Genomic DNA, 13,211 nt, shown 5'->3' with positions numbered 1-13,211 from the left:
TCACGCGGGGAGCGCGTCCGATGTGTCTTGTACGACCCGATAGCTTACTCCACCCCCCATGCCTTGCCCATCCTGGGGTCCGGCACCGCTTTCGTCGCGCGCGCCGGTCGGCGCCACGGGGAGGTAGCGCAGCCGCCGGTCATGGAAGGCGGCCACGGTGCTGCGGTGGGCGATGCTGACGATGGTGGCGTCCGGCAGGCTATCGACCATCAGCTGGTACATGGCAGCCTCGGTTTCCTCGTCGAGCGCCGCCGTGGCCTCGTCCAGGAACAGGAAATCGGGCTTCTGGAGCAGCGCGCGGGCGAAGGCCAGCCGTTGCTGCTCGCCCGGCGACAGGCGCAGCGACCAGTTGTCGAACACATCGAGCTGGTTCGCCAGCATGGCCAGCCGGGCCTGGCGCAGCACCTGTTGCAGCGTCTCGCACGAGTGCGCCGTGCCGGCGTCCGGGTAGGCCAGCGCATCGGCCAGCGTGCCGATCGGCAGGTAGCTGCGCTGCGGCAGGAACAGCATGCGCTTGCCCGGCACCGCGATGCGGCCGTGGCCGTAAGGCCAGATCCCGGCMAGCGCGCGGAACAGCACGCTCTTGCCGCAGCCGGACGGCCCGCTGACCAGCCACCGCTCGCCCTGCCCGATGGACAGCGAGAACGGCGCCACCAGCGGCCGCTGGCGCGGGTGGGCCGGATGTTGCGGATCCACGCCCTCCTCGTCCGGGCTCTTGCCGCCGCGCACCGGCAGCGCCAGCGCGAGGCCGGTCAGGTCGATGCCGTCCTGGCCCTCGGCCACCACCACCTCGATGTCGCCCGGGCCCTCGTGCGTCAGGTCTTGGCGCTCGGCCACGCGGATGGCGTCCTGGAAGTCGATCAGACGATTGGCGGCGGCCTTCCAGCCGACCAGCGTGGCGTAGCTGTCCACGAACCAGGACAGCGCGCCCTGCACCTGCCCGAAGGCGGAATTGATCTGCATCAGCCCGCCCAGCGTGAGCTTGCCGGAGAAATAGCGCGGCGCGGCCACCAGCAGCGGGAAGATGATCGCGAACTGGCCGTAGCCCGAGTTCACGAAGGTCAGCCGCCGGGTGTAGCGCATCAGCTGGTTCCAGTTCGCCCGGATCCGTTCGAAGCGGGCCCGCAGGCCGGCCTGCTCGGTCGGTTCGCCGCGGTACAGCGCCACCGGCTCGCTATTCTCGCGCAGGCGCACCAGCATGAAACGGAAGTTAGCTTCGTACTGCTCCTGCTGGAAGGACAGGCCGATCAGCGGCCGGCCCACGAAGTGGGCAATCAGCGAGCCGATCACCGCGTAGCCGGCGGCGAACCAGACCATGTAGCCGGGAATCGTCAGTTCGGTGCCGCCCAGCACGAAGCTGATCGGCCCCGACACCACCCAGAGAATGCCGATGAACGACACCAGCGTGACCACCGAGTTCAGCAGCCCCATGGAGAGCGTCAGCGCCCCGTCGGTGAACTGGCGCAGGTCGTCGGCCAGACGCTGGTCGGGGTTGTCGGTTGAATGGGTCTGTTCGATGCGGTAGTACGCCTGATGGCCGAGCCAGCGCTGCATGAAGACGCCGGTCATCCACGTCCGCCAGCGCATCTGCAACATCATCTGGTAGTACTGGCGCGAGATCGCCAGCACGATGAAACAGGCCGCGATCCACGAGAATCGCAGCAGCAGTTCCTTGAACGAGACGAAGTMGCGCTGTTCCAGGGCGTTGTAGAACACCCGGTTCCACTCGGTCAGCAGCACGTTGATATAGACGATGCCGAGATTGAGCGCGACGACCAGGAGCAGCAGCCCCAGCCCCGCCTTGCGGTCTTCGGATTTCCAGTAGGGCTTGATCAGGTCCCAGGTGGCCGCCAGGCGCAGCCGGCTCTGGATCTTGAGAGCCTCGGCCGGGACGGCCGGGCCGGGCACGGTGACGGACGACGGAGTGGAGGACATGGTGGCGCAGGTGTGGCCCGCCGCCGTTCCGGCCAGCGGGCGTGTTGTTGTTCGACGGAGGTCAGACGTCGCCGCCCCGTGGCGGGTTCCGTGCCGCCCTCCGGTCAGTCAGCCATGCTCGGTTGTTATCGCAGTCAGACAATCAGTCAGCGGACGGCATCACGGCCAGCGCGGTGCGCAGCGTCGGCAGCCGCAGGGCCAGCTCGCCGATGCGCGCCGGCTCCGCCGCGCGCTGGGGCGCCGCCCAGATCGCCTCCGGGAAATGCGTGTCCCAGCGGTAGCGCGGAATGATATGCCAGTGCAGGTGCGGCACCATGTTGCCGAACGCGGCCAGGTTGACCTTGTCCGGCGTCATCACCTCGCGCACGGTGCGCTCCACCCGGGCCACCAGCCGCATCAGCCAGGCCTGGTCGGCATCGTCCAGATCGGTCAGCTCGGCGGCGTGGTCGTTCCAGACGATGCGGCAGAAGCCGGGATGCCGGTCATGCTCGACGAGGATCACGCGCGCGCGATCCCCCATCCAGACCAGTTCGCCGCCATCGGCTTCGCACAGGGGGCAGTTGGGGAGTCGCGTCATGGTGTCCGCCGGAGTCCGCTGGCTGCCTTACACCAGCACGCGCTCGATGCCGCCGGCGTTGGCGCGGGCCACGTACTCGGGCAGCCAGTTCTCGCCCAGCAGGTGCTTGGCCATCTCGATCACGATGTAGTCGGCCGTCACCGAGGCGTCCTCGTTGTAGCGCGACAGCCCCTGCAGGCACGACGGGCAGCTGGTCAGGATCTTCACGTCGCCGGTGAAGCCGTCCGTGCGCAGCTTGTCGGCGCCCTTGCGCATTTCCTCTTCCTTGCGGAAGCGGACCTGCGTGGAGATGTCCGGGCGCGTCACGGCCAAAGTGCCGGATTCGCCACAGCAACGCTCGTTCTTCTCGATCTTGCCCGCACCGCTGCCGCCGTTCCCGCCCATCAGGTCATTGACCAACTTGGTCGGGTCCATCGTCTTGATCGGGGTGTGGCAGGGGTCGTGGTACATGTAGCGCGTACCGGTCACGCCTTCCAGCTTCACGCCCTTCTCAAGCAGGTACTCGTGGATGTCGATGATGCGGCACCCCGGGAAGATCTTGTCGAATTCATACCCGGCGAGCTGGTCGTAACACGTGCCGCAGCTGACCACCACGGTCTTGATGTCGAGGTAGTTCAGCGTGTTGGCCACGCGGTGGAACAGCACGCGGTTGTCGCTGACCATCTTCTCGGCCTTGTCGTACTGGCCGTTGCCGCGCTGCGGATAGCCGCAGCACAGGTAGCCCGGCGGCAGCACGGTCTGCACGCCCACGTGCCACAGCATGGCCTGCGTGGCCAGCCCCACCTGCGAGAACAGCCGTTCCGAGCCGCAGCCCGGGAAGTAGAACACCGCCTCGCTCTCGGCCGTGGTCAGCTTCGGGTCGCGGATGATCGGCACGATCTCGTTGTCCTCGATGTCCAGCAGCGCGCGGGCCGTCTTCTTGGGCAGGTTGCCCGGCATCTTCTTGTTGATGAAGTGGATCACCTGCTGCTGCACCGGCGGCTTGCCGACCGTGGCCGGCGGGTGCTGGGTCTGCTTGCGGGCGAACTTCTTCAGCACCTCGTTGCCGAGCCGCTGGGCCTTGTAGCCGAGCCCGATCATTGCCGAGCGGGTCAGGTTGATGGTCTGCGGGTTGGTCGCGTTCAGGAAGAACATCGACGCCGCGGTACCCGGGTTGAACTTCTTCTGGCCCATCTTGCGCAGCAGGTTGCGCATGTTCATCGACACATCGCCGAAGTCGATCTTCACCGGGCACGGCGTCACGCACTTGTGGCAGACCGTGCAGTGGTCGGCCACGTCCKAGAACTCGTCCCAGTGCTTGATGGACACGCCCCGGCGCGTCTGTTCCTCGTACAGGAAGGCTTCGATCAGCAGCGAGGTCGCCAGGATCTTGTTGCGCGGGCTGTACAGCAGGTTGGCGCGCGGCACGTGGGTGGCGCACACCGGCTTGCACTTGCCGCAGCGCAGGCAGTCCTTCACGCTTTCGGCAATCGCGCCGATGTCGCTCTGCTGCATGATGATGGACTCGTGCCCCATCAGGCCGAACGACGGCGTGTACGCGTTGCGCAGGTCGGCGCCCGGCAGCAGCTTGCCCTTGTTGAAGCGGCCCTGCGGGTCCACGCGCTGCTTGTAGGCGCGGAACTCGCCGATCTCGTCCTCGGTCAGGAACTCCAGCTTGGTGATGCCGATGCCGTGCTCGCCCGAGATCACGCCGTCCAGCGAGCGCGCCAGCGCCATGATGCGGGCCACCGCGCGGTGGGCGTCCTGCAGCATGGCGTAGTCGTCCGAGTTCACCGGGAGGTTGGTGTGGACGTTGCCGTCGCCGGCGTGCATGTGCAGCGCCACGAACACGCGGCCGCGCAGCACCTGCTTGTGGATCTTCTGCGCCTCGTCCAGGATCGGCTTGAATTCGCCGCCGTTGAAGATCTTGCGCAGCTCGGCGCGGACCTCGCTCTTCCAGCTCACGCGGATGGTGCGGTCCTGCAGCAGGTGGAACACGTTCGCGTCCGGCTGCTGGTGCAGGCGCTCCTCGAACGCCGGGCCGAGCAGGCCCAGGCCGTGACCGATCAGCGCGGCACGCGCGGTGGCCAGCGGCACGTCCAGGTGGTCCTGCAGGTAGCGCCAGCGCGCGCGCACCTCGCGCAGCAGCGTCAGCGCGTGTGCAACCCGGTCTTCCAGCAGTTCGGCGCTCGGAATCTCGTTCGCGTCGTCGCTGCGGCCCAGTGGCAGGTTGCCGCGCGCGAAGAACGCTTCCAGCTCGTCGGCCAGCTTGAGCTTGTTCTTGATCGACAGTTCGATGTTGATGCGCTCGATGCCGTCGGTGTACTCGCCCATCCGCGGCAGCGGAATCACCACGTCCTCGTTGATCTTGAAGGCGTTGGTGTGGCGGGCGATGGCGGCCGTGCGCGAGCGGTCGAGCCAGAACTTCTTGCGGGCCTCCGGGCTCACCGCGACGAAGCCTTCGCCGCTCTTGCCGTTGGCCATGCGGATCACTTCCGAGGTGGCGCGCGCCACGGCGTCCTCGTCGTCGCCGACGATGTCACCGATCAGCACCATCTTCGGGAAGGCGTTGCGGCGGCTCTTGGTGGCGTAGCCCACGGCGCGCAGGTAGCGCTCGTCCAGGTGCTCCAGGCCGGCCAGGATGGCGCCGCCTTCGCGCTTGGACTCGCCGTCCAGGTAATCCTTGATCTCGACGATGCTCGGAATCGCGTCGCGCGGCTGGCCGAAGAACTCCAGGCAGACCGTGCGCACGTGCTTGGGCATGCGGTGCAGGATCCAGCGCGCGCTGGTGATGATGCCGTCGCAGCCTTCCTTCTGCACGCCGGGCAGGCCGGCCAGGAACTTGTCCGTGACATCCTTGCCCAGCCCTTCCTTGCGGAACTTGCGGCCCTCGATGGCCAGCGTCTCGGTGCGCAGCACCTTGTCGCCCGGCGCGCGGTTGCCGTCCGACCACTTCAGTTCGAAGGTGGCCACGGGCACGTCGTGAATCTTGCCGAGGTTGTGGTCCAGGCGCGTGATCTCGAGCCAGTTGCCCTCGGGATCGACCATGCGCCACCAGGCCAGGTTGTCGAGCGCGGTACCCCACAGCACGGCCTTCTTGCCGCCGGCGTTCATCGCCACATTGCCGCCGATGCACGAGGCATCGATCGAGGTCGGGTCCACCGCGAAGACGAGACCGGCCTTGTCGGCCGCGTCCGCCACGCGGCGCGTGACCACGCCGGCGCCGGAGAAGATCGTCGCCACCTTGTGGTCCACGCCGGGCAGGTCGGTCTGCTCGACCAGGCCAAGCTCCTCGAGCTTCTCGGTGTTGATGACGGCCGAGAACGGCGTCAGCGGCACGGCGCCGCCGGTGTAGCCGGTGCCGCCCCCACGCGGGATGATGGTCAGGCCGAGTTCGAAGCAGCCCTTCACCAGCCCGGCGATCTCTTCCTCGCTGTCCGGAGTCAGCACGACGAACGGGTATTCCACGCGCCAGTCGGTGGCGTCGGTCACGTGCGAGACGCGCGACAGCCCGTCGAACTTGATGTTGTCTTTCTGCGTGACCTTGCCCAGCACGCGCTGCGCGCGCTTCCGCAGGTCGTAGGCGTCGGCGAATTCCTGCTTGAACGACTCGATGGCCTGCTTGGCGAAGGCCACCAGCTGCTCCACCCGGTGCGAGCGATCCTCGGCGGCCGGCTCGGCGTGCTCGGCACGGTCGGCGGCGCGGCGCTTCTCGATCTCGCTCAGGCGGTGATGCAGCGCGCTGACCAGCATCTGGCGGCGCTTGGGGTTCTCGAGCAGGTCGTCCTGGAGGTACGGGTTGCGCCGTACGACCCAGATGTCGCCGAGCACTTCGTACAGCATTCGCGCGGAGCGGCCAGTGCGGCGCTCACCACGCAGTTCATCCAGAATGCGCCAGGCTTCCTCGCCCAGCAGGCGGATAACGATCTCGCGGTCCGAAAAGGACGTGTAGTTATAGGGAATCTCGCGCAGGCGCGCGGGGGCGTCCTGTGCGGCGAGCTTGGCATCGAGCACGAGTGGGGCGTTCATGGCGGGACCGCTTCCTGCTGCGCACGGGGACAGTGCGCGATTGTCGTTCATTGAAGCGCGATTGTACTGCAACGGCCCGCTTCGCTGCACCGCAACAAGGCATAAGAGACGGTTCTGTCAGAACCATTGACGAATCGCTTCCCCCACGCCGTGCCAGAACGAGTCTGGAATCCACATCAGGCTGGCCGTCATCACAAGGTAGCGGAAGAACTTGCCGATCGCCATATAGCCGAGGCTGGGCCAGAACGACAGGCGCAACCACCCCGCCAAAGTGCACAACGGATCACCTATAGCGGGCAGCCAGGACAGCAGCAACGTGGGCGGGCCCAGCCGGCGCATCCAGCGGAAGTATTTGGCGTCCAGCTTGGGCTTGTGTTTCTTCACCGGATGGCCGCGATGCTCGGCGTGCTCCCGCTCGTGTTGGATATGCTGGCGCCGCTGGCGGTAGCGCACCAGCGCCAGCTTGGCGGCGTAGCCGAGCCACCAGTCGATGGCCCCGCCGACCGTATTCCCAACCGTGGCCACGAGGATGGCCGGCCAGAACATGTCCGGGTTGAGCTTGATATAGCCGAACACGGCCGGCTCCGAGCCCAGCGGCAGCAGCGTGGCCGAGACCAGGCTGACCACGAAGATGGCCGGCAGGCCCACGCTGGGCAGGGCGACGGTTCCAAACAGCCAGTCGATGAACGCTTGCATGGTCCGGGGCAGATCGATGTGCGCCGGGCCGCCCCATGGTGGGGAACCCGCATGGCAGCACCGGGGGTTTTGTGATTAACTGTTAGAGCCGGTTCTGGCCGATCGTTCACGGCCGCGTCGCGGAATTCGCCACGCCAGGCATCTCCGGCAAGGCCGGGCCCCAGGCCCGGCAGCACCAATATCACGAAATAGCCGTAACAACCAAGCGGCAGTACCGCGTCGTGGCCCGTCCCGCGCAGTCGTTCGGGATTCTTGCGGCAGGCCATGCGCGTCCACCCCATATTGGAGACAAGCATGGCGATTCCGATCCGCCTGACGGTCAATGGCAAGCCCGTTGACGCGCAGGTAGAACCCCACACCCTTCTGGTCCAGTTCCTGCGCGAAACCCTGCGCCTCACCGGCACGCATGTCGGCTGCGACACCGCCCAGTGCGGCGCCTGCACCGTCCACCTCGACGGCCGGGTGGTGAAGTCGTGCAACGTGCTGGCGCTCCAGGCGGACGGCGCCAAGGTCACCACCATCGAGGGCCTGGCGCCGGACGGACAACTCCATCCGATGCAGGAAGCGTTCCGCGAGTGCCACGGCCTGCAATGCGGCTTCTGCACGCCCGGCATGGTGATGGCCGCCACCGCGCTGCTGCGCGAGCGTCCCAACGCCGATGCCCAGACCATCCGCGAGCAGCTGGAAGGCAATATGTGCCGCTGCACCGGCTACCAGAACATCGTCCGCGCCGTGCAGCAGGGCCAATCGAGCATGCGCAGCGGCCAGGCCGTCGCCAGTGCGGAATAGGAGCCGACCATGAACGCACCCGAGAAGTTGATCGGCGCGCCGGTCCGCCGCAAGGAGGACTACCGCTTCCTGACCGGCAACGGCCAGTACACCGACGACGTGACCCTGCCGCGCCAGAGCTACGCCTGTTTCGTCCGCTCGCCGCACGCGCACGCGCGCATCCGCTCCATCGACAAGACCGAGGCCCTGGCCTCGCCCGGCGTGATTGCCGTGCTGACCGGCGAGGAGATGGCCGCCGACAAGGTGGGCGGCCTGCCCTGCGGCTGGCTGATCCACAGCATCGACGGCACGCCGATGAAAGAGCCACCCCACCCCGCGCTGGCGCACGGCAAGGCCCGCCACGTGGGCGACCAGGTGGCGCTGGTCATCGCCGAAACGCTCCAGCAGGCGCGTGACGCCGCCGAGATGGTCGATGTCGACTACGAGGAGTTGCCCGCCGTGGTCAGCCCGGCGGACGCCGCCGCAGCCGCCACGATGGTCCACGACGACGTGCCGGCCAACACCTGCTACACCTGGGGCCATGGCGACAAGGCCGCCACGGACGCCGCCTTCGGCAAGGCCGCGCACGTGACCACGCTCGATATCGTCAACAACCGGCTGATCCCGAACGCGATCGAGCCGCGCGCGGTCAACGCCAGCTACACGCGCCAGGACGACAGCTACACGGTCTACGTCTCGAACCAGAACCCGCACGTGGAGCGCCTGCTGATGGGCGCCTTCGTGCTCGGGCTGCCGGAGTCCCGCCTGCGCATCATCGCGCCGGACGTGGGCGGCGGCTTCGGCTCGAAGATCTTCCTCTATCCCGAGGACGTGGCGCTGACCTGGGCGTCGAAGAAGATCGGCCGGCCGGTGAAGTGGACCGCCGAGCGGTCCGAGTCCTTCCTGACTGACGCGCACGGCCGCGACCACGTGACCAAGGCCGAGCTGGCGCTCGACGCCGACGGCAAGTTCCTGGCCATGCGCGTGCACACGGTGGCGAACATGGGCGCCTACCTGTCCACCTTCGCCAGCAGCGTGCCGACCATCCTCTACGCCACGCTGCTGGCCGGCCAGTACGCCACGCCGGCGATCTACGCCGAGGTCAAGGCGGTGTTCACCAACACCTCGCCGGTCGATGCCTACCGGGGCGCCGGCCGCCCGGAGGCCACCTACGTGGTCGAGCGGCTGGTGGAAACCGCCGCGCGCGAGATGAACATCGCCCCCGCCACGCTGCGGCGCAAGAACTTCATCCACGACTTCCCCTACGCCACGCCGGTGGGCCTGACCTACGACACGGGCGACTACGAGCCCTGCCTGGCGCGTGCCGAGGAACTGGCCGACGTGGCCGGCTTCCCGGCCCGGCGCGAGGCCGCCAAGCAGCGCGGCAAGCTGCGCGGGCTGGGCTACTCCTGCTACATCGAGGCGTGCGGACTGGCGCCATCGAACATCGCCGGGGCACTCGGCGCGCGGGCGGGCCTGTTCGAAGTGGGCGAGATCCGCGTCCACCCCACCGGCACGGTCACCGTGTTCACCGGCTCCCACAGCCATGGGCAGGGCCACGAGACCACCTTCGCGCAGATCGTGGCGGACCGGCTCGGCATCGGGCTGGAGGCGGTGGAGATCGTCCATGGCGACACCGGCCGGGTGCCGTTCGGCATGGGCACCTACGGCTCGCGCTCGCTGGCGGTGGGCGGCTCGGCCATCATGAAGGCGCTGGACAAGATCGAGGCGAAAGCCAAGAAGATCGCCGCGCATCTGCTGGAGGCATCCGACGCCGACATCGAGTTCCAGGACGGCGTGTTCCGCGTGGCCGGCACCGATCGCACCAAGACCTTCGGCGAGGTGGCGCTGACCGCCTACGTGCCGCACAACTACCCGCTCGACAAGCTCGAACCGGGCCTGAACGAGAACGCGTTCTACGATCCGACCAACTTCACCTACCCGTCCGGCGCCTACGTCTGCGAGGTGGAGGTGGACCCCGACACCGGCGAGTCGCAGGTGGTCAAGTTCACCGCCGTGGATGACTTCGGCAACATCATCAATCCGATGATCGTGGAAGGCCAGGTGCATGGCGGCATCGGCCAGGGCCTGGGCCAGGCCATGCTGGAGCAGTGCGTGTACGACGCCGACAGCGGCCAGTTGCTGACCGGCTCCTACATGGACTACGCCATGCCGCGCGCGGCCGACCTGCCCGACTTCACCGTGGAGACCGCCAAGGGCACGCCATGCACGCACAACCCGCTCGGCGTGAAGGGCTGCGGGGAGGCCGGCGCCATCGGCTCGCCACCGGCGTTCATCAACGCGCTGGTCGATGCGCTGGCACCGCTCGGCGTGCGCGACGTACAGATGCCAGCCACGCCGCACCGCGTGTGGCAGGCCATCCAGTCCGCACAATCCACATCGGCCTGAATCGGGAGAAAGACATCATGTACGCATTCCAGTTCGAACGCGCCACGGATGCCAAGGCCGCCGTGGCCAAGCTCCAGGCCGACGCCGACGCCAAGTTCCTGGGCGGCGGCCAGAGCCTGCTCGCGGCGATGAAGCTGCGGCTCGCGGCGCCCAGCATGCTGGTGGACGTGTCGCGCATCCCGGGCATGGCGGACATCCGCGTGGAGGGCGACGAGTTGGTGATCGGCGCCGCCGCGCGCCATGCCGACGTGGCCGCCCATGCGGAAGTCATGCGCCGCATCCCGGCGCTGGCGGCCATGGCCAATGGCATCGGCGACCGTCAGGTACGGGCGATGGGCACCATCGGCGGCTCGCTGGCCAACGACGACCCCGGCGCCGACTACCCCGCCGCCGTGCTCGGCCTCAACGCCACCGTGGTCACCGACCGGCGCAACATCGCCGCCGACAGCTTCTTCAAGGGGCTCTATGAAACGGCGCTCGCCCCCGACGAGCTGATCACGGCGGTCCGCTTCCCCACCCCGGACCAGGCCGCCTACATCAAGTTCCGCAACCCGGCCTCGCGCTTCGCGCTGGTCGGCGTGATGGTGGCGCGCACCGGCAAACTGGTGCGCGTGGCCATCACCGGCGCGGCAGACAGCGTTTACCGCGCCCCCGACCTGGAACAGGCCCTGACCGCCAGCTTCACCCCCGCCGCCGCCCGCGCGGTAAAGGTGGACGCCGCCCGGCTCAACACGGACCTGCACGCGTCAGCGGCATACCGCGCGCATCTGATTCCGGTGCTGACAGCAAGGGCGGTGGAGCAGGCGTTGAAGGGGTGATGCTAGGCTGTGGCCCCCCATCCATCCGGGATGGGGAGCCAACAGCCTGCCCTATCCGGCTATGGCAGGCGCCAGAAGTTGGCGCGGTCGGTCCGATAGGTCGCGGCGGCGCTGTTGAAGTAACACTTGTCGTAGCAGTGGGTGCCGTCCCATAAGGTGGCGTGTCCCTTGGCGTCCGTCCAGCCCGATATTTCGAACACCAGTAACCCTTGTTGTCCGGCCAACGCGCCGCCGTGGGAAGGCGGATGCGCAACCACTTCCGGCCGGCCCCATCGCACCTTGAGGTAGTCGAGCACCCTCTCGATGCGATAGAAGTACCAGCTGCCATCGGCGCCGGAGACGGTTTCCTTCTTGACAAATGGGATTCGTGCGCCAGTTTGGTTTAGGACATAACTGATGCGCACGGCGCAGGTGTTCTCCCAACGTTGCTTCGGATCCGGGTGCAGGATGTTGCGCTTCACCATACCGCCAATGACGTTCGCCACGCGCACAGAGGAATTGGAGGGATCGTAGATGCGATTGGCCGCAGCCCATGCCGCATGAAAGGAAGGTCTCGTCATCATGGCTCCTGTCGGTGGGTCTGGTTCGGCCTCGGGACGTGGCGCTTGACCTGATCCTGAAGCGCCCTGCTGTGATAGAGGTCCAGGCACTTCAACAGACGAAATTGCTGGCCCATGGAATGGGCCTTCAGCCGTGGATTGCGGTAGTCGCGTGCCAGGAACTGGTCGACGAGGGGCGGGATCGCATCAATACTTGATGCCATGTCGTAGTAGAGGGATGCGCTCAGTTCATCCGCCGTCTGGCCGGCGTCTGCCGATGCGGCTGCGTCGCCCTCGTATGCCCTGGCGATGCAGCGCGCCAGCACCATGTCCTTGTAATTCTGGCCGTACGTTCGACCCTGCGCGTCGGACGCGTGCGTGTCGGGCGCCTTGGCATTCGCGGTTAGGGCCCAGGCCGCGCACGAAGCCAGCATGAGCCAACGGATTCGAAGCATGAGTGTCTCCAGGAAGAGCGGTTGCAGTGCATGACATCACGCACCAGAGGCGCTTCTACCGCCTTCTTCTGCCCATGAAAATCGTAAATCGACTAAATTGAACCCATGCTCCCCGCCTCCATCGACGACACCGCCGCCCTGCTGCACCGCCAGCAGTATTTCGCCGACCGCGAGACGGCGACCGTGCTTTATCTCGCCCTGCGCATGCAGCGCCCGCTGTTCCTGGAGGGCGAGCCCGGCGTGGGCAAGACCGCGCTCGCGCAGGCCATGGCGGCGGCGCTCGGKACGCGGCTGCTGCGGCTGCAGTGCTACGAAGGGCTCGATGCCGCCAGCGCGCTTTACGAATGGGATTACCCGCGCCAGATCATGGCGCTGCGGCTGGCGGAGGCGCGTGGCGAGCGGCCCGAGCAGCAGTCGCTCTATCACGACGATTTCCTGCTCAAGCGCCCGCTGCTCGAAGCCTTGCTGCCCGACCCCGCTGCGCCGGGCGTGCCGCGCGTGCTGCTGATCGATGAGATCGACCGGGCCGACGAGCCGTTCGAAGCCTTCCTGCTCGAAGTGCTGTCCGAATACCAGGTGTCGATTCCGGAGATCGGCGTCGTGCGGGCCGAGCGGCCGCCGCTGATCGTGGTCACTTCCAACCGCACGCGCGAGGTGCACGACGCGCTCAAGCGGCGCTGCCTCTACCAGTGGATGGGCTACCCGGACCGCCAGCGCGAGCTGGAGATCGTGGCCGCCCGCGCGCCCGAGGCGGCCGCGGCGCTGCAGCATCAGGCGATCGACTTCGTCCATCGGTTGCGCGGCATCGACCTGTTCAAGGCGCCCGGCATCGCCGAGGCCATCGACTGGTGCCGCGCGCTGGCCGCGCTGGGCGTGACCGAACTGGACCCGCAGTCGGTACGCGACACGCTGGGCGTGCTGCTGAAATACCAGGACGACCTCGCCCGCGCCGATGGCCCCACGGTGGCCGAACTGCTCGCTGGCGCCCCGCCGGAGCGCTAGCGCC

The 13,211-nt window shown here is 67.5% G+C and carries 10 protein-coding genes; 4 read left to right on the top strand and 6 right to left on the bottom strand.

Features of this window, described 5'->3' with window-relative positions; all coding sequences use genetic code 11:
• The 4 genes from AC1EJR_RS13095 to AC1EJR_RS13080 form a co-directional block, all read right to left on the bottom strand.
• Nucleotides 1–1,935: an ABC transporter ATP-binding protein/permease gene (locus tag AC1EJR_RS13095; protein WP_477147175.1), complete on the bottom strand. Its 1,935-nt coding sequence runs from the start codon at nt 1,933–1,935 to the stop codon at nt 1–3.
• A 142-nt stretch (nt 1,936–2,077) separates the two neighbouring features.
• Entirely contained in the window at nt 2,078–2,512 is a 435-nt protein-coding gene (locus tag AC1EJR_RS13090; RefSeq protein ID WP_092291804.1) for an HIT family protein, read from the bottom strand.
• 27 nt (nt 2,513–2,539) lie between these two features.
• Nucleotides 2,540–6,520, bottom strand: coding sequence for a DUF3683 domain-containing protein (locus AC1EJR_RS13085; RefSeq protein WP_477147174.1), 3,981 nt, complete (start codon nt 6,518–6,520; stop codon nt 2,540–2,542).
• A 117-nt stretch (nt 6,521–6,637) separates the two neighbouring features.
• Nucleotides 6,638–7,216, bottom strand: coding sequence for a YqaA family protein (locus tag AC1EJR_RS13080; protein ID WP_092291800.1), 579 nt, complete (start codon nt 7,214–7,216; stop codon nt 6,638–6,640).
• 294 nt (nt 7,217–7,510) lie between these two features.
• On the opposite strand from AC1EJR_RS13080, the gene AC1EJR_RS13075 reads away from it, so the two are divergent.
• The 3 genes from AC1EJR_RS13075 to AC1EJR_RS13065 are packed head-to-tail and all read left to right on the top strand — an operon-like array spanning nt 7,511 to nt 11,211.
• On the top strand, nt 7,511–8,005 hold the full coding sequence (locus AC1EJR_RS13075; protein ID WP_477113350.1) for a (2Fe-2S)-binding protein: 495 nt from the start codon (nt 7,511–7,513) through the stop codon (nt 8,003–8,005).
• A gap of 9 nt (nt 8,006–8,014) precedes the next feature.
• Nucleotides 8,015–10,393 carry a xanthine dehydrogenase family protein molybdopterin-binding subunit gene (locus AC1EJR_RS13070; RefSeq protein ID WP_477113349.1) on the top strand — a complete coding sequence of 793 codons (2,379 nt, stop codon included), beginning with the start codon at nt 8,015–8,017 and terminating at the stop codon, nt 10,391–10,393.
• A gap of 17 nt (nt 10,394–10,410) precedes the next feature.
• A complete protein-coding gene (locus AC1EJR_RS13065) occupies nt 10,411–11,211 on the top strand; it encodes an FAD binding domain-containing protein (RefSeq protein WP_441591663.1) in 801 nt (266 codons plus the stop codon).
• A gap of 59 nt (nt 11,212–11,270) precedes the next feature.
• On the opposite strand, the gene AC1EJR_RS13060 is transcribed toward AC1EJR_RS13065, so the two are convergent.
• The gene (locus AC1EJR_RS13060; RefSeq protein WP_255370712.1) at nt 11,271–11,774 is read right to left on the bottom strand and encodes a type VI secretion system amidase effector protein Tae4; all 504 of its coding nucleotides are present in this window, start codon (nt 11,772–11,774) and stop codon (nt 11,271–11,273) included.
• The gene (locus AC1EJR_RS13055) at nt 11,771–12,205 is read right to left on the bottom strand and encodes a T6SS amidase immunity protein Tai4 family protein (protein WP_218158019.1); all 435 of its coding nucleotides are present in this window, start codon (nt 12,203–12,205) and stop codon (nt 11,771–11,773) included. Before AC1EJR_RS13055 ends, AC1EJR_RS13060 begins: the two co-directional genes overlap by 4 nt.
• A gap of 105 nt (nt 12,206–12,310) precedes the next feature.
• Here AC1EJR_RS13055 and AC1EJR_RS13050 point away from each other — a divergent pair, with 105 nt between their 5' ends.
• The gene (locus tag AC1EJR_RS13050; RefSeq protein ID WP_092291789.1) at nt 12,311–13,207 is read left to right on the top strand and encodes an AAA family ATPase; all 897 of its coding nucleotides are present in this window, start codon (nt 12,311–12,313) and stop codon (nt 13,205–13,207) included.
• Nucleotides 13,208–13,211 lie beyond the last annotated feature (4 nt).

This window comes from Cupriavidus sp. 05T42 (assembly GCF_056396345.1).
The sequence above is the reverse complement of the archived record's forward strand: the minus strand, read 5'-3'. Positions and strand labels throughout refer to the sequence as shown.

Bases quoted from the DNA above. Each gene is read 5' to 3' on its own strand.
- AC1EJR_RS13070 (WP_477113349.1), top strand. From the start codon at position 8,015: ATGAACGCACCCGAGAAGTTGATCGGCGCGCCGGTCCGCCGCAAGGAG.
- AC1EJR_RS13080 (WP_092291800.1), bottom strand. From the start codon at position 7,216: ATGCAAGCGTTCATCGACTGGCTGTTTGGAACCGTCGCCCTGCCCAGC.
- AC1EJR_RS13065 (WP_441591663.1), top strand. From the start codon at position 10,411: ATGTACGCATTCCAGTTCGAACGCGCCACGGATGCCAAGGCCGCCGTG.
- AC1EJR_RS13055 (WP_218158019.1), bottom strand. From the start codon at position 12,205: ATGCTTCGAATCCGTTGGCTCATGCTGGCTTCGTGCGCGGCCTGGGCC.
- AC1EJR_RS13075 (WP_477113350.1), top strand. From the start codon at position 7,511: ATGGCGATTCCGATCCGCCTGACGGTCAATGGCAAGCCCGTTGACGCG.
- AC1EJR_RS13060 (WP_255370712.1), bottom strand. From the start codon at position 11,774: ATGATGACGAGACCTTCCTTTCATGCGGCATGGGCTGCGGCCAATCGC.
- AC1EJR_RS13090 (WP_092291804.1), bottom strand. From the start codon at position 2,512: ATGACGCGACTCCCCAACTGCCCCCTGTGCGAAGCCGATGGCGGCGAA.